Annotated in this window: 23 protein-coding genes and 1 riboswitch; of the genes, 7 read left to right on the top strand and 16 right to left on the bottom strand. The window is 38.8% G+C overall.

The window, feature by feature from the left end; translation table 11 throughout:
• Positions 1-73: 73 nt before the first annotated feature.
• From BM107_RS24810 to BM107_RS21645, 4 genes are all read left to right on the top strand, one after another.
• Complete coding sequence (locus BM107_RS24810) at positions 74-379, top strand: hypothetical protein (RefSeq protein WP_159435297.1); 306 nt, start codon at positions 74-76, stop codon at positions 377-379.
• Between the two features lie 286 nt (positions 380-665).
• The gene (locus tag BM107_RS21635) at positions 666-1,151 is read left to right on the top strand and encodes a DUF4442 domain-containing protein (protein ID WP_090987226.1); all 486 of its coding nucleotides are present in this window, start codon (positions 666-668) and stop codon (positions 1,149-1,151) included.
• A 10-nt stretch (positions 1,152-1,161) separates the two neighbouring features.
• Positions 1,162-1,791, top strand: a complete 630-nt coding sequence (locus BM107_RS21640; protein ID WP_090987228.1) for an AlbA family DNA-binding domain-containing protein — start codon at positions 1,162-1,164, stop codon at positions 1,789-1,791.
• 282 nt (positions 1,792-2,073) lie between these two features.
• Entirely contained in the window at positions 2,074-3,426 is a 1,353-nt protein-coding gene (locus tag BM107_RS21645; RefSeq protein ID WP_090987230.1) for an MATE family efflux transporter, read from the top strand.
• Positions 3,427-3,625: 199 nt separating this feature from the next.
• Here BM107_RS21645 and BM107_RS21650 read toward each other — a convergent pair whose 3' ends face one another.
• The 8 genes from BM107_RS21650 to BM107_RS21685 form a co-directional block, all read right to left on the bottom strand.
• Positions 3,626-4,360, bottom strand: a complete 735-nt coding sequence (locus tag BM107_RS21650; RefSeq protein WP_090987233.1) for a hypothetical protein — start codon at positions 4,358-4,360, stop codon at positions 3,626-3,628.
• 39 nt (positions 4,361-4,399) lie between these two features.
• A complete protein-coding gene (locus tag BM107_RS21655) occupies positions 4,400-5,083 on the bottom strand; it encodes a pseudouridine synthase (RefSeq protein ID WP_090987235.1) in 684 nt (227 codons plus the stop codon).
• Positions 5,084-5,124: 41 nt separating this feature from the next.
• Positions 5,125-6,027 carry a histone deacetylase family protein gene (locus tag BM107_RS21660; RefSeq protein WP_090987236.1) on the bottom strand — a complete coding sequence of 301 codons (903 nt, stop codon included), beginning with the start codon at positions 6,025-6,027 and terminating at the stop codon, positions 5,125-5,127.
• Positions 6,027-6,887, bottom strand: coding sequence for a bestrophin family protein (locus tag BM107_RS21665; protein WP_090987238.1), 861 nt, complete (start codon positions 6,885-6,887; stop codon positions 6,027-6,029). The genes BM107_RS21660 and BM107_RS21665 overlap by 1 nt, the downstream gene beginning before the upstream one ends.
• Before the next feature lie 12 nt (positions 6,888-6,899).
• Complete coding sequence (kynU, locus tag BM107_RS21670) at positions 6,900-8,189, bottom strand: kynureninase (protein WP_090987241.1); 1,290 nt, start codon at positions 8,187-8,189, stop codon at positions 6,900-6,902.
• 63 nt (positions 8,190-8,252) lie between these two features.
• Positions 8,253-8,741: a pyridoxamine 5'-phosphate oxidase family protein gene (locus BM107_RS21675; protein WP_090987243.1), complete on the bottom strand. Its 489-nt coding sequence runs from the start codon at positions 8,739-8,741 to the stop codon at positions 8,253-8,255.
• Positions 8,742-8,795: 54 nt separating this feature from the next.
• Entirely contained in the window at positions 8,796-9,401 is a 606-nt protein-coding gene (locus tag BM107_RS21680) for a DNA-3-methyladenine glycosylase (protein WP_090987245.1), read from the bottom strand.
• A gap of 13 nt (positions 9,402-9,414) precedes the next feature.
• On the bottom strand, positions 9,415-9,894 hold the full coding sequence (locus BM107_RS21685; RefSeq protein WP_090987247.1) for a GAF domain-containing protein: 480 nt from the start codon (positions 9,892-9,894) through the stop codon (positions 9,415-9,417).
• Between the two features lie 128 nt (positions 9,895-10,022).
• Between BM107_RS21685 and BM107_RS21690 the strand changes: the two genes are divergently transcribed.
• On the top strand, positions 10,023-10,712 hold the full coding sequence (locus tag BM107_RS21690; protein ID WP_090987249.1) for a DUF3291 domain-containing protein: 690 nt from the start codon (positions 10,023-10,025) through the stop codon (positions 10,710-10,712).
• Positions 10,713-10,728: 16 nt separating this feature from the next.
• Entirely contained in the window at positions 10,729-10,980 is a 252-nt protein-coding gene (locus BM107_RS21695) for a hypothetical protein (protein WP_090987251.1), read from the top strand.
• A gap of 826 nt (positions 10,981-11,806) precedes the next feature.
• Here BM107_RS21695 and BM107_RS21700 read toward each other — a convergent pair.
• The 7 genes from BM107_RS21700 to BM107_RS21730 all read right to left on the bottom strand — a co-directional run bounded on the left by BM107_RS21700 (position 11,807) and on the right by BM107_RS21730 (position 17,838).
• The gene (locus BM107_RS21700) at positions 11,807-12,145 is read right to left on the bottom strand and encodes a Dabb family protein (RefSeq protein WP_090987253.1); all 339 of its coding nucleotides are present in this window, start codon (positions 12,143-12,145) and stop codon (positions 11,807-11,809) included.
• 99 nt (positions 12,146-12,244) lie between these two features.
• Positions 12,245-12,736: a YMGG-like glycine zipper-containing protein gene (locus BM107_RS21705; RefSeq protein WP_090987439.1), complete on the bottom strand. Its 492-nt coding sequence runs from the start codon at positions 12,734-12,736 to the stop codon at positions 12,245-12,247.
• 133 nt (positions 12,737-12,869) lie between these two features.
• On the bottom strand, positions 12,870-13,592 hold the full coding sequence (locus tag BM107_RS21710) for a Dph6-related ATP pyrophosphatase (protein WP_090987255.1): 723 nt from the start codon (positions 13,590-13,592) through the stop codon (positions 12,870-12,872).
• Positions 13,585-14,268: an SIR2 family NAD-dependent protein deacylase gene (locus tag BM107_RS21715; RefSeq protein WP_090987257.1), complete on the bottom strand. Its 684-nt coding sequence runs from the start codon at positions 14,266-14,268 to the stop codon at positions 13,585-13,587. The genes BM107_RS21710 and BM107_RS21715 overlap by 8 nt, the downstream gene beginning before the upstream one ends.
• A gap of 7 nt (positions 14,269-14,275) precedes the next feature.
• Positions 14,276-15,217, bottom strand: coding sequence for an ABC transporter substrate-binding protein (locus tag BM107_RS21720; RefSeq protein ID WP_090987259.1), 942 nt, complete (start codon positions 15,215-15,217; stop codon positions 14,276-14,278).
• 126 nt (positions 15,218-15,343) lie between these two features.
• Complete coding sequence (locus BM107_RS21725) at positions 15,344-15,934, bottom strand: DUF6580 family putative transport protein (RefSeq protein ID WP_090987261.1); 591 nt, start codon at positions 15,932-15,934, stop codon at positions 15,344-15,346.
• A gap of 38 nt (positions 15,935-15,972) precedes the next feature.
• Positions 15,973-17,838 carry a TonB-dependent receptor plug domain-containing protein gene (locus BM107_RS21730; protein ID WP_090987263.1) on the bottom strand — a complete coding sequence of 622 codons (1,866 nt, stop codon included), beginning with the start codon at positions 17,836-17,838 and terminating at the stop codon, positions 15,973-15,975.
• 98 nt (positions 17,839-17,936) lie between these two features.
• Positions 17,937-18,131, bottom strand: a riboswitch (cobalamin riboswitch).
• A gap of 273 nt (positions 18,132-18,404) precedes the next feature.
• Here BM107_RS21730 and BM107_RS21735 point away from each other — a divergent pair.
• Complete coding sequence (locus BM107_RS21735; RefSeq protein WP_090987265.1) at positions 18,405-19,808, top strand: sigma-54-dependent transcriptional regulator; 1,404 nt, start codon at positions 18,405-18,407, stop codon at positions 19,806-19,808.
• A 168-nt stretch (positions 19,809-19,976) separates the two neighbouring features.
• On the opposite strand, the gene BM107_RS21740 is transcribed toward BM107_RS21735, so the two are convergent.
• Positions 19,977-21,767, bottom strand: coding sequence for a chloride channel protein (locus BM107_RS21740; protein ID WP_090987268.1), 1,791 nt, complete (start codon positions 21,765-21,767; stop codon positions 19,977-19,979).
• Positions 21,768-21,818 lie beyond the last annotated feature (51 nt).

A 21,818-nucleotide genomic window follows, 5' to 3' on the forward strand; every position in this document is an offset into this window, starting at 1 on the left:
CAAATTAAGTCATTACGGTCCGGCTTGACTAATGGCCTATCTTAATCCCCTAAAACAAAAAACCGCCCCATAATTGACTTATGAGACGGCTTCTTTAAGATCCTACATAGGAGGATTTTGTTTTGTCGTGTCAGGTGGCATTTTTGTTGTCGTGTCTGGCATTGATTTGGATGTTGTATCCATTGGCGCCGTTGTTGTCGAATCCGTTGTTGTGCTGTCTGAAGACCCAGCCATGTTTTTTGACGAATTGCATGCTGATGTGGCTATCATAAGAGAACCAGCAAAAGCAAAACTTAAAATTATCTTTTTCATAGTTTTTAATGTTATCTATCATCCAAAACAACCTTACAATCATTTGGTTTTAAATATTATCCGATAAAGGATAATATTTTCGAGAATAAACACCAGCTATTGAGCGTTAACGAAGAAGATCAAACGGTATTTATTGTCATTTTTAATTTTCGAGATAATATCATCATACATTCCAGTATATTATTTCCCTAAATACTGTTTAACCATAAGCTAAGCTGCTATAAAAACAACTATATAACCAAAAGTCTTGATCGCGATGCCATAAACAGGCAAGCTGTCATTTCAGAAAAATATGACCAAAACAAGATCGGTAAAACTTTAAAAGGTGATAAAACTTTCTGATATTAGTAAATATGATTATTTCTCAAAACACCCTTAAATGGGTAATGCGTTTTTACCCACCCCTATTTTTTCAACGCATTTGGGTTCAGAAATTTGAAAACAACTTTAGAAGCTGTACGGTTAAACTGAGCAAGAGTTTTCTGAATAAAAATTACAATGGTTCTATTTTTGGAGGAACTATTTACGCAGCTACAGATCCATTTTACGCGCTTTTATTTGATCAGCTGATGCAGCGTCGCGGATTTAAAGTCCGGGTTTGGCTTAAGAGTGCTTCTATACAATATCTAAAACCCGGACGTTCTACTTTATATTTCACCATTACAGTAACTGATGATATGCTTAATGAAGCTGAGCATGCTTTAAGAACCATTGGAAAGTTCGTAAAAGCCTACCCTATGGAGATCACCAATAAAAAAGGCGAATTGTGTGCAACCGTAATGAATGAAGTGTACATCAGAAACCTGCACCAGGGCGAAACACCAAGAGTTGCTTACTAATTTTTAGATTATGCCGAGTATTAAGAATTTAATTTTGCAGGGTGAGGGCGTGATGCTGGATTTCAAAAAAACCATTACGAGTACCGAAAAAATAGCTAAGAGTTTGGTTGCTTTCGCCAATAATAAAGGTGGCAAATTATTAATTGGCATTGCAGATAATGGATCCATTAAGGGAGTGAAATCTGAAGAGGAAGAGAAATACATGATTTTAACTGCTGCACATCAGTTCTGCAAACCGGCTATTGAACCTCATTTTGAAGAGATTTACGTAGATGATAAGTTGGTTTTGGTGGTTGAAATTCCTGAAAGTGATACCAAACCGCACTATGCACTTGATCATCAAAAAAAATGGTGGGCATATATCCGCATTGATGATAAAAGCGTTTTAGCCAGCCGGATTATTCTCGAAGTGCTAAAACAGGAGGATAAAAACAATGGTGTACTCATCTCCTATTCTGATAATGAAAAAAAATTGCTCGAATACCTCGAGCAAAATGGAAAGATTACCCTGAAAGAATTTAGCAAACTTTTGCGGAGTTCGTACCGCAAGGCCCAGAAAGTACTGGTTAATTTAATTTTAACTAACGTAATCAAATCGCATACCACCGAAAAGGAAGAGTATTTTACGGCCGTGAGGTAGTTAAGTATCGTTATAAGTTGATTTAATTAGGTTAGTCGTCATTCCCGCGCAGGCGGGAATCTTAATCTTTAGACTTATTGCATTAAGATTCCCAATCAAGTTGGGAATGACGATTCCGCTTGCTAAGTATTCTAACTGAGCACAATCCAGAAAATTCGGAAGAAAAATCTATCTCTCTAAATTTCCAAATTCAAAGTACTTCAGTCACCAGGTCGGCCATCATATATTAACTTTTCTACATCCCTATTTTATGAGGTTTAAAAAACCGATCTTTGCAAACTCATGTTTTCTAAAATTTACAACCGGTATAAGCCCTATTATAAAGAAAATCTTCATTTGGCATTGCCAATTGTGGGCTCGCAGGTGGGTCATACTTTGGTGCATATGGCCGATAGCATCATTGTGGGTCATTTTACCGATACCATTCAGTTAGCTGCTGTTTCGCTGGTGAACAGTATCTTTATGCTCATTCTCGTAATTGGCCTTGGCATCTCTTATGGTTTAACCCCGCTTATTGCACAGGAAAACGGCCGGCAACATTATGATGAATGCGGGAAGCTTTTGTCAAACAGTTTGATCATTAACATTTGTGTTGGCGTATTATTATATGTGCTGGTGCAAGTGGGGATATTTTTTGTTATTGATCGCCTGGACCAGACGCCCGAGGTAGTACGCTATGCAAAACCTTATCTCAATCTTTTATCTGTTTCGATTATTCCTTTGTTGATTTTCCAGACATTTAAGCAATTTGCCGAAGGTTTAGGCTTTACCAAACAAGCCATGTTTGTTTCCATCTGGGGAAATGCCATCAATATTATTTTAGGAATTATCTTCGTGAAAGGCATGTTTGGCATCCAATCTATGGGCGTTAGCGGTGTGGGTTTAAGCACGCTGATAGACAGGATTTTGATGGCTGCTGTGATGTGCTTTTATGTATTACGCTCGAAGCATTTTAAAAAGTATCTGACCGGTTTTAAGGCAACTTTTTTTGATAAGATAAGGGCGGTTAAAATCGCAAAAATCGGAATGCCGGTAGCGATGCAATATTCTTTTGAAATCAGTGCTTTTAGTGGTGCTGCACTATTAATCGGTACCATTGGTGCGATTGAACAGGCCGCACACCAGATTGCCATTAGTTTAGCGGCTATGACGTATATGATCGCCAGTGGCGTGGCATCGGCAGCAACCATTAAAACCGGAAATAACTTTGGTAAAAATAATTTCGATGACCTTCGTAAATCGGCAATCGCCAGCTATCATGTAATATTGCTTTTTATGTCGTGTACTGCGGTAATTTTTGTAATTGCTAATGATTTGATGCCTTTTATCTATACCGAAGATGCCACAGTAATTCCAATTGCGGCACAACTATTAATCATCGCAGGATTCTTTCAGCTTTTTGATGGCACACAGGTGGTTGGATTGGGGGTTTTACGCGGTATGGGCGACGTAAACATGCCAACCTTAATTACTTTTTTAGCCTATTGGGTAGTTGGGATCCCGATTGGCTATGTTTTGGGATTTCATTTCAACTTAGGCGTTAATGGAATCTGGTATGGATTAACATTGGGCTTATTAACGGCCTCTATGCTGTTGTTTTTAAGGTTTCAGAACAAGACGAGGAGTTTGAATTAAACGATCGTCATCTCGACTGAAGCGCAGCGCAATGGAGAGATCTATAATCAAAGATACCCTAGAGATCGATTTAGCTTCTCGGAGCCTTCGGGTTCTCGACTCCGTTGCACTTCACTCGAAATGACGGTAATTGTGGCGTGCAATAACGACGTCTCTTCGATGTCATACCAAATGACTTTAGAAAAGAGGAATAACTAAATTATTTTCCCCCAACATTCACCACAACCCCTATGGTAAAAATGGAGTTACCAGCAGACATATATTTGCGATTCTTTAAGCCTATATTGCTGCTTGTGGTATATTGAAGCTGAAAGGTTTTGCTGAGCGCCATCCGCGTAAAAAAAACCGGCTCAAAGAAAATATTATCTTCTTTAGGCTGCACTGCACCATTTAAAAAGAACCGATCCATTTTAACATGACTAATCCTCAGAGCGGTTCCATAATTAATGGGGAAATCGGTTCCGAACAAGCGCAAATTATTTTTCTTCTTCGAGCTGTAGTTTACCTGTAAGAATGTTTTTCTGTAATCCACTTCCTGCAGTTCAGAACTAATGAGGATATCATTTTTATAATCACGGAATGTAATATCGCTCCAACCTTTTCCTACACCCGCATAAATTTCGATAATGCGGTTATCATCCGGACCAAAAGTATCGAAATAACCTCCTCCGATTTCAATCAGTTTGTGCCCGAAATCTTTGGTTTTTCTTTCACTGTTCATCCTTGAGCCGCTAAAAAGCAAGCCTATATGATCAGAAACGGCATAAGCACCGTTAACGCTGGCATTGCCTTTTAAAGAGATGTGCGCACCACCACTAAATTCACCCTGTTTACTTAACATGGGCGTATTTGGAACGTTCGGCATATATACGGAAGAACAACTGGCTGCAAAAAGCACTAAAACTGGGAGTGTAAAACGTAGGTATTTGATCATAGATGTTTATATAAACAGATTTTGGCGTTAAAAATTGTGCTAAAGTTCCATTTTCATGAAATCCATCACTCTTTTAAACTCGTCATGTAAACCGGCTTTTAAATGGATTTTTTCTTTTGTAGCTGGATGAACGAAGGTTAACTCTGATGCATGTAACAACATGGTCGTCATATCCCACTGTTCTTTAAAAAATTTGTTCTGTTTGTTACAGCCGTGTGTCCTGTCGCCGATAATCGGATGTAAAATATGGCTAAAATGTCTCCTCAATTGATGCATCCGTCCGGTTTTAGGTGTGGCTTCTACCAGTGAATACCGGGAGGTTGAATGTTTACCAAAAGCTACTGCTACCTCCGCTTTTTGAAGTGTAAGAAATGAAGTTAAAGCCTCCTGCATGGTTCCGTTTTCTTTGGCTAAAGGATAATCAATTTCCATCTGATCGGGTGTAAAACCACGCAGAATGGCCAAATATTTCTTATCGGTTTCAGCATTCATAAATTGCTGATGCATAGCAATTTCAGACTCCTTATCAAAAGCAAACAACAATATACCGCTGGTTTTTCTGTCTAGCCTATGTACGGGACTAACATGCTTCCCTACCTGATCTCTTAACAATTGCAGGGCAAATTCTGTCGCGTCTCTGGCAATGGAAGACTGGTGCACCAATAAGCCATGAGGTTTGTTAATCGCAATTAGATTTTCGTCCTGATAAATAATCTCCAACATATAGGCGCGAAGATAATGATATTATGGCTTTGCAAAAGCGCTCATCCAAATAAATCAAAAGCAAGACGATAGGTATTGCAATGTGCATCTACAATATCCCTGATATCTGCTGAGTAGCCTCCGCCCATGCTTACCTGCAAAGGCAGATTTTTATCTTTACACGCCTGAAGCACCATCCTGTCACGTTCTTTGCATGCTACTTTGCTTAAAGCCAGTTTACCCAACTTATCTGTTGAAAGCACATCCACTCCCGATAAATAAAATACGAAATCAGGTTTGGCCATCTCAAAAGCCTTCTTCAGATTGACATTTAATATGGACAGGTATTCATCATCAGCTATTCCATCATCTAAAGGAACATCAAGATTTGAAACTTCTTTTTTAAACGGGAAATTCTTTTCGCCATGCATGGAGAAAGTAAATGCCCTCGGCTCATTTTGGAGAATCTCGGCCGTACCATTTCCCTGATGTACATCTAAATCAATTATTAATATGCGATTAATTAATTTTTTGTTTAACAGATAATTAGCAGCGATAGCCTGATCGTTTAACAAACAAAAACCCTCACCCCAATTGCTTCCTGCATGATGGGTGCCACCTGCAACATTAAAAGCAATACCATTATCTATAGCGAAATGAACTCCGTCAATTGTGCCCTGTGTAATCCTTAGCTCACGCTCTAAAAGCTGCGCATTTAACGGGAATCCAATCCGCCTTTGATCTTTAGCAGAAAGTGTTAAGTCCCTCAGTTGTTCCCAATATGCTTTTTCATGAGAGAGGAGAATAATCTCTTCCGAAACGGGTTCTGGACTAAATAAATTCTGAGACGTTATAGTTCCCTCATGTAAGAGCTGCCCCGGTATCAGTTCATATTTCAGCATCGGAAAACGGTGCCCCTCAGGCAAAGGATGGGCGTAGAGCGGATGCCAGGCAATTCTGATCATTAGCCTAAAATTTCTCCTACGTGTTTTTCGATATTGGTACAGATCTGATCCACCGGAAGATCATTCGCATCGTAACCAAACGGGTTTTCTATTTCTTCAGCTATCAGCTCTAAACTCGCTAATACATAGAGGATAAAAGGAACAATTGGCACCACAAAATAACCCAAACTGAACACCCAGCCAAACGGCAAAGTAATCACATAAACAAAAATAAACTTTTTAATAAATGCACTATAAGAAAACGGGATTGGCGTATTTTTAATTCTTTCGCAGGCACCACAGATATCGGTGAACTGATTAAAGTCACCGGAAAGAACAATAAACTGTTCCTGCGAAATCGCCCCCTTTTCCAGCAGTCCATAGAATCTGTTGGTTAAACTGCCTGCTATCTGGTTTGGAATGTGTTTACCTTCTTCAACTTCGATCAGCAAGCTATTCTTACCAAAATACATCTTTTCTCTTAAATGTTCTTTTAATGCAAAAGCATATTTAGGGATGCCGTATTCAAAAAAGCGAACATCCTCATCTGTCAGTTTAAGCGCCTTAATCTTTATAGCCAGGTTACGGCTCACGTTGGTTAATGATCCAAGCAATTTCCGGCCTTCCCACCACCTGTCGTAAGCTGTATTTGTTCTGAAAACCAGTAAAAGCGACAATACAAAACCCAATAAACTATGCATCATGCCAATATTGGTTACATTGCTCGTTTTAGAAAGCTGAAAGTAATTCAATTCGGCATAGGCAACCAGCCCCGAAAATACAGCTACACCAAGCATTAAAGGCCAAAGTTTTCTAAAAGTGTCACTTTTATCGATATGAAAAATGAACGTACTCCAGTCTTTAGGGTTATAGTTAATCATTGTTTTTCTTTTCTACGTTAAAATATCTTTACTGACTTTTAATAACGCTTGCCCTGCCAAATAAACGTCCTCATAAGAATTATAAAGCGGTACGGCACTTAAACGGATTACATCGGGTTCGCGCCAATCGCCAAGAATGTGATTCGCCATTAAGCCATCAAAAATCGCTTTACCACGGTGCTGAGCAATAATGGATAACTGCGCGCCTCTATCTACAGGATTCTTTGGCGTAATAATTTTGTATTGCTCGAATCCTAATTCTTTATTTACTTCATTTATAATAAATTCCAGATATTTAGTTAAAGTGATACTTTTTTTTCTTAAAGGCTCAATGAATCCTGCTTTTTCAAAAATCTGAAGTGAAGCATGGTATAATGCCATCGGCATTACCTGCGTACAGCTTACCTGCCACCCGTCTGCTCCGGCTTCAGGAACAAAGCCTTTTTCCATTTTAAAACGCTTACTTTCCTGATAGCCCCACCATCCCGCAAACCGGTTTAGTTCGGAGTTGCCAAAATGTTTTTCATGAACAAAGATTCCGCTTATTCCACCCGGACCTGAATTCTGGTATTTATACGAACACCAGCATGCAAAATCAACATCCCAGTCGTGCAATTTTACAGGAACGTTACCTGCAGCATGCGCCAGATCCCATCCTACTACTGCACCTATTTCATGTCCTGCTTTGGTAATGGCTTCCATATCATACCATTGCCCGGTGTAGTAATTTATTCCGCCAAACAAGACCAAAGCAATTTCATCAGCATTTTCTTTGATTTTAGCTATGATATCTTCGGTATGGAGTATTTCCTCACCTTCGCTAGGAAAAACCTCTATAATCGCTTCTTTAGGGTCAAAACCATGAAACCTCACCTGACTTTCTATTGCATATTGATCGGATGGGAAAGCACCGCCCTCCATAATGATTTTAAAGCGTTTGCCTTTAGGCTGATAAAAGCTAACCATTAACAGATGAAGGTTTACGGTCAGGGTATTCATCGGACAAACCTCAGAGGGTAACGCACCAACAATCGGAGCCATTAACTTTTTAAGCGCCTTGTGATAGAACATCCAGGGCTCGTTTCCATCAAACCAACCTTCAACAGCGTAGTTGGCCCAATTGTTAAGTTGTCCCTTCAGGACTTCTTCAGCCACTTTAGGCTGAAGGCCTAATGAATTGCCACACAGGTAGATAAAATCCTTATCATTATGTTTTGGAAATAAGAACTGAGACCTGAAGTGATGAAGCTGATCAGCCTCATCCTGTAATTGGGCAAACGATAGTGTGTTTTCGAAATTCATCAGCCAATATTACAAAAAAGCAGGTATTGTTTCCAATCCTGCCTTTCAATTCTTTTAAATTTATTAGAATTTCATTGTATCATGCTTACCCAAATCTGGCGTATCTCCGGTAACTACCGCTTTCAAAATACTAAATAACACCACAATTTTTGATGAAGATGAATCCCAGTATTCTGCTTCTTCAGGGGTAACCTTTATCAGAATTAATCTCGGATCGTCAATGCCATCAGGAAACCAGGCTTTTACAAATGGGGAAAAATAAGCCTCTTTGCGTACTTTATCGTCTACAAGTTCAGCTTTACCTTTTACCGTTAAATAAGTATTTTTAGAAGGATCGCTATAAGCCAGCAATACATTATTTTCTTTTGAAATTTCTTTCGATTTCAAGGAGTACTCGTTAGTGTAAAACCACAAGGTGCCATCGTCTTCAATTTTCGCAGTACCCATTGGCCTGCTTCCAAATTCATCGTTTGAAGAAAAGGTAGTAAACATACAGGTTCTCACACTTTCTGCCATTTCTTTTAAGATGGCTATATTTTTCTCGTTTTTCATGTTTTTGATTGTTTATAGAGAAAAACAGCAAGCGCCTTAAAAGGTTTCTATAAATTAAACCTTATTCGGTTTACTTACATATTTATTGCCTTTTACAAAAAATCGCCATGGTAGTAACGCATGCTCTTTGGCATAAGCGATGCCAACACGTGGTGTTGCTGCAATATCTTCTTCTGCATACCGGATACCATGGTCCTCAATCCAGATTTCCTCATCGGAAAGATTTTTGGCATTAAAAGTCTTATCGATCCCCAATGCCTTTGCTGCGGAACCAGGTCCGGCGGAAATAGCACCTTTTAAACGACACATATTCCTTCGCTGTTCTATAATTTCTAATCCGAGAATTGGTTCTATCCCCCTGATCAAAACCGCGTGCGGGTCGTCTTTAACCGACGTAACCACATTGAAAAGATGATGCATACCATAACAGAGATATACGTAAGCAACACCGCCTTCACCATACATGGTTTCAGTGCGCTGGGTACGGCGACCGCCATATGCATGAGATGCTTTATCTTTTACCCCGAAATAAGCCTCTGTTTCTACAATGATACCGGCAGTAATTTCTTCACCAATTTTGGTATAGAGTACCTTACCCAGTAAATCTTTCGCAAGGCTCACCACATCCTCATTCCGATAATATTCAGGACTTAATTTCAATTTGTAATCTAAATTATCTATTTAATAAAATTGCAATAACCTGCTCTAAATAAAGTTGATCTGTTTCATCAAACTTATTCAATACTTCACTATCGATATCTAACACTCCGATTACTTCACCGTTAACAATAAGCGGCAGAACGATTTCAGATTTTGAGGCTGATGCACAAGCGATGTGGCCAGGAAATTCTTCCACATCTGGTACAATAATGGTTTGGGCTTCAGCCCAGGAAGTACCACAAACGCCCTTACCCCTTTTTATTCTTGTGCAAGCAACAGGCCCCTGAAAAGGCCCAAGAACAAGCTCATCGTTTTTTACCTGGTAAAAGCCAACCCAAAACCAACCAAACTGCTCTTTAAGTGCGGCGGCAACATTTGCCATATTGGCAACAAAATCTGTTTCGCCATATAATAACGCTCTAATTTGAGGGATAATGGATTGATACTGCGCTTCTTTAGAGGCATCTCTTGTAATAACTAAATCTTCTGCCATTTGTTTTATTTATAAATTCAAAGTTAATAATGAAATGCGAGTTGTAAGACAGCATGGTTTTTAATGACAAAAATTTGAATGAGAACCTATCCTTAAAATGCTTAGTTTTGATCCCTTAACCGCTTATTATGATCGTAGCCTTAACCATTACTAAATTTCGTGGTCTAACTATCCCCTTCGCATTTATAGGAATGGCGGTTTTAAGGTTACCCTTATGGCTAAATAAAAAGTGTAGTTTTTGGAAATTAATGGGAAGTGGCAAAGATGCAAGGGTTGACTTATCTGCGGATTACAAACACTGGGCTGTATTAACGACCTGGAATGACCGTAAAGATTACGATCATTTTAACCACAATTCTATAGTGATGAAATGGTTCAATTTTTTCGCAAAAGAAAGTTTCACCATCTTACTCAATCCTTTAACAAGTCATGGCTTATGGTCAAAATCACAGCCTTTTAAAGTTGATAAGACAAACAAAGTTTCCTCTGGGAAAATTGCTGTAATTACCAGGGCTGCGATTAAATTTAACCGACTAAAAGAGTTCAGGCATAATATTAAACGGGCGGCAGATGCGATGCATACGGCACCAGGATTTGTCCTATCTGCAGGTATGGGAGAAAATCCATTTTTTGACCAGGCCACCTTCTCGATATGGGACGATGCGGAGAGTGTAAAAAACTATGCCTATAAAACTTTCGACCATGCCGATGTGATTAAGCTTACCAGAGCGAGAGAATGGTACAAAGAAGAACTTTTTGCCCGTTTCTCCATTATTGATAGCTGGGGAACACTTAACGGAACATCAGTTGAATTATAAATAAAATATATCCTAAATGAGAGTTGTAGCAGAACTTCCGCATCCGGAATGTAAGATCACCATTTTTTCAATGAACCAAAAATACATTGTAAAATTTGAACAAGGTACTTTTGAGCAAAGTTATAAACTTGCTGAACTAGACCTGAGTGGCGGTGGCGTAAATGATGTTTTTGAAATTATTGATGAAGAATTTATCCAGACCGTTATTGCCCGCTTCAAATCGATGCGTTCTGATTTTACTGCAGCTTACAACAGGCATCAATATTAAAATAATCACTTCAATATACTGATATACAGCGTATTATTTAAATATTCAAAATAATATTCTGAATTTTTGTAGATTTTTTGAGTTAAACGGAGTTGTTATCGACAGTCTTTATTAAGATCAATCTATATAAATAACTGATATATTGAGTTTTAAATCTCTACAAAAAATATAATTTGGTATTTGGTTAAACCAAATAAATGGGTGGGGGTTAGCAATTTTGGGTTGAAACAAGCATTAAATATTTCAAAAAAACTTATGTATAGTTCATCGATTGGAACGCAATGGAACGGAGAAATTTAATTGATAATTTTCCGCTGCCGTCAAAATCTCGAATTGTGAAATGAAAGTAACCGAAGCATTGCCTTAATCCAGCCTCTCCTCTATCACGATCGGTAATCGGTTACTTCAGTCCAAAGATCCTGAAACGAGTTCAGGATGACGATTCCAGGGGAAATTACCGTGCTGTTGGATGTTATCATCCGACAGTTAAAACTCGAATTTTCTGAGTGTCAGATGGCGACATTTGATACCACAAATATTTTAGTCTAAAGATCCTGAAACAAGTTCAGGATTGAAGACCGTTGGGATTATCCTACAGCACCGATCTTACTTTCGACCGCAGTGCCTGCAGCATGTACGGGCAGCCGTTTCGATACGTTTCAGTCGAAATGACAATCCATCTGTACTTGTCTCATTAGATTTTTTGTTTTTCTAAACCTGACTTCACAGTATAGCCAGGTTGTACATCAGTAAATCTGTGGTTACCTGTATACATCTGTGGTTAGACAGTAGATTTATCGTTTGGAACAGAAATAAAAAATGGGTTTTAAACAGAAACTGCCGTATCATGCACCACTACCCTGTACCAGTTTTTAGAAAATTTTTCTACTGCATCTAAATGTATTTTATCCTCCTGGTAGGCATTATGATCTGCAATGTTCGCAAAGGTAATGGTAAGTGAATAAGTAAAAGAGTTGTCTGTAACCGGACGTACCGGTGTATTGGCCGCCAGTCCATAACTTAATGTTTTAATGTATTTGATTGGCTTTAAGCTTTCGAAAAAATTGGCAAAATCGGCAATTTCGTTTTTGGTTAATTGTGGTTTTAACCAAAACATCACAAAATGCTGAATCTGACCTTTATCTGTAGTAGTATGTTCTGTCATAACGAATTTATTTTTTGCAATATAGAAATGATTTTTTGGTGTACAAAAAAAGCGTCACGATTTTGAATCGCAACGCTTTCAAGTATGATTGAAACCTTCTTAGTTTTGTACTCGTCCGGATTTTTTATCTTCACCTCTACCGATCAGGTAACCACCGCCAGCACCAACTAAACCACCGATAATTGCACCTCTTCCTTTTTTCTTATCAATTAAAGCACCACCAACTGCACCAGCAGCACCTCCAATTACAGCGCCCTTAGCTGCATCACTCCAGCCTTTTTTCTTTGCAGTTGGCTGTGTACCGCCATAAGCACTGGTTGAGCTTCCGCCAGAACTGGCATATGATCTTCTGGCGCTGGTACTTGATCTTCTTGCGGCTGCCAATTCTGCCTGGTGTTGGGCTTCTTTCTCTTTTTCTACCCTGGCCACTTCAGCTTTTTTAAAGCTGTCCAGGCGTAAGCTATCTTTTACGGCTTTAATGGCTAATTGTTTTTCTGCTTCCTGCTGTTTCAATGCAGCTTCTTCTTTTGCTTTGTTATTACAAGCAAACATAACAGAACTTAATGCGATTACTACCAATATCCTTTTCATAATTTTTAATTTTAGCATGACACTCATTTAGCTACCTAACCTCACTAAAACGAGTTTCATTTGTGATATATGATTTAGTTAATTATCACTACTAAAGAAAAAATGATGCCAAAATGTTTTGCAAATCAAAAAATTAGTCAACCAGATCGACATACCAAAAGCCTGAAAGTGCAGGTTTGGCACAAGAATCATCATCTACTGAGGTAGTTCTTGCAGGTGAATTATATGTCCTGAATACCTGTTCACCAACGGAAAAATCAACTTTTGCTTTAAAGATTGGACCCTCAAAGGCAAAAGTATGAAACTCGCCGTTTTCCCCACAGGGATCAATTTCTGGCGGGAGCTGATCAATTAAGTCTTCAGTAATTATTTTCCCACATAGGTCTTTTAGATTATGCTGGGTACAGACAATGATGGTTTTATAGTTCAGATTAATAAATTCGCTGATCAAAGCTCTGGTATCTTTATGCCAAAGTGGAAATATGGCCTTCATGCCAATCTCAGACAGCCTGCTTTCCCGGTATTTACGCAGATCTTCGAGAAAAATATCTCCGAAAATAGCATATGAAATTCCTTCTGATTTAAATTTGTCAAGATGAATACGCATGGTATTGTCGTAAGTTTCCATATCCGGCATTTCACCCAAACGGATCTGATATAAAGGAATACCAATACTTTCAGCCTGCTTAATGAGCAAATTTTCCCTTACTCCATGCATTGAAACTCGATTATATTGCGCTGTGACGGTGGTAACCAGATAACGGATTTCAAGCGTTGGATCTTGGAGAGCGTAATGTAATGCCAGCGTACTATCTTTACCACCACTCCAGTTAAAAATACAGATTTTTTTATCCATTTATTAAAATGCTTTTTAGCTGCTCCATTCCATTCACTGCATTTTGTTCAATGGTTATTACGTTTTGATAGCGCTTCACGTCCGGAGTTTTGGGATCGATGATATATTTTCTGACTTGACGCGGTACGAAATCGATAAGTCCGGCTGCAGGATAAACCGCCAATGAAGTGCCGATCAGCACAAATAAATCAGCCTTCCCGCAAATTTTAGCTGCAACCTCAATCATCGGTACAGCTTCACCAAACCACACCACATGGGGCCGCAATTGTGACCCGAATTCGCACAATTCGCCCATTTTTATTTTTGATCCTGTAACGGGATAGGTTAAATGAGGTTTAAGGTCGGACTGCGACCGGGTAATTATGCCATGGAGGTGAGTAACCTTGGTTGAACCCGCTCTTTCATGCAGATCGTCGATATTCTGGGTAATGATTTCAACATCAAATTGGTTTTCGAGTTCGGCCAGCAACTGGTGTGCACGGTTGGGCTTTGCCGCTAAAACCTGCTTTCTTCTTTCGTTGTAAAATTCCTGCACCAATTCCGGATTCCTCTCCCAGGCCTCGGGTGTTGCTACATCATATATATTATAACCTTCCCATAAACCGTCGGCATCCCTAAAGGTTTTTAATCCACTTTCGGCACTGATTCCTGCGCCTGTTAATACGACTAACCTCATATAATGATTAAACAGATTGTGGCGATCGAACAAGTCGGGCGTAATTAATAAATTTATCTGCAATATTTTTATCAGCCTTAAAAATTTCAGGATGAAACATACAAGCTAGCGCCTCAATACCCTCAACCAAAGTACCAATACTTGGCTGAGTGAACATGTCAAAATCGGCAATATAAACCTGATTGCTTTTTACTGCTGCAAAATGATCCCAACCCGGTTTTGAAGTAAGGAGCGGCATTTCTTCCAGGCTTCTTTTTTGGTCGAAACCACATGGTGCAATTACCAGAACCTCGGGATTGTATTTTAATATTTTTTCCCATGGCGTAACAATTGAGTCTCCCGCAGGGTTCGAAAGCATATCAACACCACCAGCTGCAGCAATCTGAAAAGGAATCCAATGTCCGCAATTATAGATCGGTTCGATCCATTCCATTAGCATTACCCGTTTTAATGGTGATTTATTTGCACGTAGTCGATCCAGAATCTGATCAGTTTTCTGCTGTAAACCTGCCAGATAACTAAAAGCAGCTTCTTCCTTTCCCAAAGCCCTGGCAATGGTAACCGCGCATTCGAAAACATCCTGCAGATTATTTGGCGAAAGCGGAACCAGCGTTGGCTGCTTAGTCAGTTTCATTACAGCCGTTTCGGTACAAACCGTGTCGATGTTACAAACTTCGCAGATGTCCTGTGTAAAAACCACATCGGGTGCTATGCTTTCTAAAAGGGCATCATCTACCCAATAAAGACTTTTGCCCTGCGCTTTGGATGCCGAAAAAATCCTGTCGATTTCTATACTGGAATAATTTTTACCTTCCAAAATACACCTTACGATTTTCGGGTGTTCGGCCGCCTCTTTCGGGCATTCAAAGGTTACCCCATACAGGTAATCCTGAAGGCCCATATCATAAATCATTTTCGTAGCAGCGGGTAAAAAGGAAACAACTTTCATTTGATGTAAGATGTAAAAGGTAAAATGTAATTAGCTATCTAAGATAAAAAAAATCCCCTTCTGAACTAAATCAAAAGAGGATTTCTGTTTATTTTTCGATTGGTTGCTGAGCTACCAAATCAATTACTATGACTTTTGCATTTGCAATTTTAATACCGGATATTTTGCTTTTAAGATCTCAAAAGCTCCGAAAAGTAAAGTACCATAAATTACTGTTCCTTCTAAAAACCTGATTTCGAACGGAATAGCTTTTATCAGGCAGCTCCAGTAACCAGGCAAATCCTGAGTATATGCAGGATTGTTAATCCAAACACCTAAGTCGGTAACCAACCAGTGAATTAGCACAATGCTCAATGTTGAAGCCAATAAATTTACTACATTTATGTTCTTAAGCAGCATTCTGCCTACCAACACCATTAAAGCAAATGCAATGTATGTCCAATACCAGCCTTCGTAAAGAAAACCGTTACTGTATTTACTAAAAATAGTGATTGATAAAATGAAATCGCTTAAAAACAAACTCAGTATAGGAAATGCGAAAGCCTTTAGGTGATCTTTAAAATAGGCGCCTCCAAACAAAGCCACCGCTCCGATTGATGAAAAATTGGCAAACTGTAATTCATCAGAGTTGAATGTTACCAGCAAACGGAAAGCCGTTATGGCAAGGATCATCAACAGCAATATTAAAGTGCGGGGATTAAATTTTAAATGAGCCATACTACTTCTGGTTAATATTTATGCAAAGTTAAATTTTATTAGCGGATATTAAAACTTACACCTGTATTAAAGTTGAAGCCAGGCGTATTGTAGCCAATAATTTCAGTGTATTTTTTGTTCAGGATATTTTTGGCATCAAAAAATACTTTCACGCGTTTTTTAGCCAGTGCATATTCTATATACGCATTAAATAAATTGTATGATGGCATTTCTTCGCTTAAATAAGTGGTAAAATTGGTATCGAAACGTTTGCCAAAATAGCGGAAGTTAACACTTGCATATAAATTGCCAGTTGCCTGTGCACCTGCATTAATACCGAACGTGTGCTTTGGCCTGCGGATTAAAAAGTCGGTTTTTCCTGTATTTCCCTCAACAAAAGCATAATAACCATTGATATTGAAAACACTAAATTTTGCCGCTGGCTCAACTTCAAAACCTTTGTATTTTTGGTTACCCTCATTAATATAACCTGTTGTGTAAACAATAGCATTAGTTAAATCGCGTTTGAAACCTGCAATGCGCAAAGTAAAGGCATCGTCAGCAAGATTTAAGTTTACACCAGCCTCATAATTTTGAGATTTTTCTGGCTTCAGATCCAGATTGGCACCATATTGCCCAAACAACATATTCAGTGTAGGAATTTTGAATGCAGTAGATACTGTTCCAAATAATTTCACTTCTTTAATGATGTTGATGCTTGGAGTAATCGAATAAGTATAATTTTCGCCATATTGATCATGTTTGTTGTAACGTCCGCCTACTTCGAGGTTAAAAACACTTAAATCATGTAAAAACACTGATCCGTAAGCAGCGAAGATATTAGTTGTTGGATTTTTGGTATCGGTAATCAACTTCATTTTTCTATCGTCGATACCTATTAATAAATCCAGTTTATTTCCAAGTTTCTGGTTATAGAATAAATCAACCACATTAAGTTTGCCGAAATTTAAAAAATTACTTGGAGAACCTGCATAACTAGAGTTTACATCGTTTGAGTTGCTTTCGTGGCTATAATTTAGTGTTATTTTACCGGTGTTGAATTTGTATTCTGAATTAAAACCTGCGCTAAACTGTTTCAAAATAGAATTATTGGACGGTAAACCATCGGTAAATCCATCCTGATCTATTTTATAATCGCCATAGAAATAACGCAGAAAAGGATTAACGGAGAAATTTTTGTCGAGTTTGATCCCGAAATTCGCATTTAAACCATCAGTTTTAAAACCATCCTTATCAAATATAGCTGCACTTCCTGGCGGTACCGTGGCTTCAGAAATTCCATCGGTTTTCAAATGGGTATAATTGATGTTGTATGAAAACCCTTCTACACCACCATTTAAGCCGATCGTTCCTTTGTAAGTTTCGAAGCTTCCGGCACTGGCCACACCGTAAATGGTATTTCCTTTAGGCCCACCCTTTTTAGTTATGATATTGATTACTCCTGCAACAGCATCAGATCCGTAAATAGTAGACTGGCCGCCTTTTAAGATTTCGATATGATCAATCTGATCGATTGAGAAAAGACGCAGATCAAACGTTCCGCTAATACTTGCGGGATCGTTCTGTACGATACCATCAATAAGGACCAGGGTGTAGCCGCCAAGTGCGCCCCTCGTAAATATACTTTTGTCCTTGCCCTGGTTACTATTCCCCCCACTAATAACGATACCAGCCTGCTCACTCAATAAATCGGGTAATGACTTGCCATTACTGCGTTCCAACACTTCCCGGCTGATAATGGTGACCACTTTTCCGGTCTGTGATTGTTTCTGGTCGTTTTTTGTTGCAGAAATGACAACATCTTTGAGCTGCAAACTATCTTGAGTTTGCGCATTGGCCACCTGGCCGATCATTAACTGTGCGAGCCCTAGCCCGGCTACAGTTAGCATACATTTTTTGTTCATTTGATTGTGAGTTTTGCCCACAGCCAACAGATCAGAAAAGGAAATGAAAATACGAACAACGTTGATATCTCAATCCTAGCTTCAATCCCCGAAAGCTATGAAATTAATCGCTAAAGGCAGGTCTTCTGACTTACTCCCGGTTTTCCGGCCTTCCCATCCCTACATATCGGGACAGTGGCAAATTGATTGAAAATCCGTTAAGGAGCTTACAGCTGCGGGACAGTTACAGATTTACACTGTATTCCCTTTTAATCCCGGGTGTAAGACCGGGAACCAAAAGCGCCGCAAAAGTAATAAAATTAACCAATATGCAAAATGGATGTATAAATAGTATTTTAACTAACAATTATCCCTGTGTTTGCTGAATGAAAAGTCGTTTTTAGCAGTTGAATTAATGTGCAGGAAACACGCATTACCGATTAGAATAGATATTTAGAAGATTATTTCTGATGAGATTAAAACTTTTCAGCTCAATTTAGGTTTTATAGCCTATTATTGTACAAAAAACTATACATTAATTAAAAAACTATATATTCGCATTTTAAAAATTAAAGAATACATCTCTAATGGCTAAATTATTAATAATTGACGATGAGCGGGCAATAAGGAGTACCTTGCGTGAAATTCTGGAATATGAAAATTACGATGTTGAAGATATAGATAATGGTATCGACGGCCTCGAAATGATCAAAAAAGGAAATTTCGATTTGGTTCTTTGCGATATCAAAATGAATAAGATGGATGGTATGGAAGTGCTGGAGCAGGCACAGATCATTAAACCAGATCTGCCTTTTATTATGATATCCGGTCACGGCACAGTTGAAACTGCCATTGAAGCCAGCAAAAAAGGCGCTTTCGATTTTATTTCGAAACCACCTGATTTAAATCGCTTATTAATTACCGTACGAAACGGTTTAGACCGTGGAAATTTGGTTACCGAAACCAAGGTCCTAAAACGTAAAGCCAGTAAAACCCGGGAAATTTTAGGTGAATCTGAAAGTATTTCTAAAATTAAGGAGACCATTGAGCGTGTTGCGCCAACCGAAGCCCGTGTATTGATTACCGGTGCTAATGGTAGTGGTAAAGAGTTGGTAGCCCGTTGGCTGCATGAAAAATCGAATCGTGCCGATAGCCCTTTAATTGAGGTAAACTGTGCGGCTATCCCCTCAGAACTGATAGAAAGTGAGCTGTTTGGACATGAAAAAGGTTCTTTTACTTCTGCGGTTAAGCAACGCATCGGTAAATTTGAACTGGCCAACGGTGGAACGTTATTCTTAGATGAGATTGGCGATATGAGCCTCTCTGCCCAGGCAAAGGTTTTACGTGCTTTACAGGAGCATAAAATTACACGTGTGGGTGGCGAAAAAGAAATTGATGTAAACGTTCGTGTTTTAGCTGCAACCAATAAAGACTTACTGAAAGAAATTGAGGATGGTAACTTCCGTATGGACTTGTATCACCGCTTAAATGTAATCAATATCCATGTGCCGCATTTAACTGAACGTACGGATGATATCCCCGTTATTGCCCAAAGCTTTTTAGAAAGCATTTGCAGCGATTATGGAATGCCTGTTAAAAAAATAAATGAAGGCGGTATGCTCGCCTTGCAAGCTTTACCATGGACAGGTAACGTACGCGAGCTGCACAATATGATTGAGCGCCTGATTATTTTGAGCGACAAGGTTATTACCGAAAATGATGTCCGTGCCTTTGCTAATCCGGGGGGGGGTACAAACATTGGTGCTGCAACCAGTACGCAGATTGCGGCTGCCGGAGGTAACGGCCTTGCTTCTTCTTTCGATTCGTTCAATAATTTTCAGGATTATAAAGATTATGCAGAAAGAGAATTCATCAAGTTCAAATTGGAAAAAAACAACTGGAATGTATCAAAAACAGCTGATGAAATTGATATTCAAAGAAGCCATTTATATAGTAAAATAGAAAAGTTTGGTTTGAAAAGAGCCGAATAGCACTAATTAGGTTTAAAAGTTGGAATGTTTGAAGGTTATCCGGACAGCATTCCAACGTTTGTTTAGTTCCAAGGTTTCAAAAGTAATTTAAAGATTAATCAAGGTACTCATCTTTATAGAACTGATCAACTTTACAACGTTTCAACCCTTCAACATTAAAAACAACATCTATCCCATATAATCATTCTGTCTCATCAGCAAAGCCCTGTATTTATTAAAGATTGCTGTTTTAGAAACAAAGCCTAAATATTGGTTCTTTATGGTCAACACGGGCAAAATCCATACATTTTCCTGCTCCATTTTTTCCAAAACTGTTTTCAGGCCCTCATTTTCGGTAATGGTATTTGGTGCAGTTTGTACCAGATGAGATGCTTTCAGATTTTCCTTTTCGGGATGATTAACCATTTCGTTAAACAGTTCTTCAATATAAATGATCCCTTTAAAATCTCCCACCTCATCCGTAACAGCAATCACATTTTTATGCGATTGCATAATTTCGTTCATCTTCAGCGAAATCAGATCGTTCATCTGCAACTGAGGATAACTTTTCTCAATCAGGTATTTTAGCTTCATCTGGTTCAGAACAGTGGTATCCTTATCTTCATGAGACAGTAACTCTCCTTTATCAGCCAGTGCTTTGGTGTAAATGGAGTGTTTTTGCGAGCTACGGTTGATGGCATAAGAAATAGCAGTGGTAATCATCAATGGTACCATTAGCACGTATCCTCCTGTAATTTCTGCAATCAGAAAAATACCTGTCAAAGGAGCATGCATAATAGAACCCAGGGCGGCGGCCATACCAGCTACAATAAAGTTAGATACGTTTAGCTGTGCTATCCCTGAAAGGTTAACCACGTAAGCAAATATAAAACCGATTAAACCACCCATAATTAAACTGGGCGCAAATGTACCACCGTTACCACCAGCACCCAGGGTAACCAGCGTAGCAATTGATTTCATGAAAATGGTTACGATAGTGAACAGCACAACCACAGCCGAAATCGAACTATAATCGGCAAAAATACTATTATTAATAACGGTCTGATAGTCGCCTTTTAACAATCCTTTTATAGTGATATATCCCTCACCATATAATGTTGGGAACAGAAAAACCAGCGCCCCCAACATTAAACCGCCTACAATTACTTTTGTATAAGGATGTTTGATTTTGTAAAACAGGCCCTTTACGGCATAGTTTGCTTTTGTAAAATAAATAGAAAACAAACCAATAAAGCAGGCCAATATAACGTAATAAAACAAGGCATCAACCTTCCATCCTTCAGTAACCAAAAAGAAAAGTTGTTGAGTGTAAAATAACCTCGCCACTACCGCTGCAGTTGCCGCTGATAATAGCAGTGGTATAAATGCAGGAATAGTAAACTCTGGCAATAAAATTTCGATTGCAAAAACAATGCCCGCCACCGGGCTATTAAAGGCACCTGCAATACCCGCTGCAGCACCACAGGCTACCAGCATGGTAATTTCGCGGTAAGATAAGCCTAATATGCGACCAATATTAGAGCCAATTGCTGATCCGCTGGTTACAATAGGGGCTTCGAGGCCTGTTGAACCGCCAAAACCAACTGTAACTGCTGCAGTAATAATCTGCGAATAAATATTGTGGGCCTCTACCTTACTCGACTTTTTGGAAATGGAATAAAGCAAAGGCGTTAACCCGGTTTCAAATTTCGATTTCCGGATAAAGTATTTGATGTATAAAACTGTAAAGAAAATACCGATCATCGGAAATATAAAATACAGGTAATATTTATATTTCCAGTGCCAATCCGATTGCAGAAATTCTTCGATATGGTGGGTTAAACTTTTTAGAACAGCGGCAGCCAATCCGGCTAAAATTCCAACAATTATGGCGAGAATAACTAAGAAATTACGGTTTGATATTTTAGATTTCCGGTACTGGTTTATCTTATCAAGGTAATTTACAAATCTGATGTACATTCTATTGTTTTTTAGATAGAGGGCGGATGCCCAAAAGTAAGAAAAACAAAG

The sequence above is a fragment of the Pedobacter suwonensis genome, from assembly GCF_900111825.1.
Classification (GTDB): Bacteria; Bacteroidota; Bacteroidia; order Sphingobacteriales; family Sphingobacteriaceae; genus Pedobacter; species Pedobacter suwonensis.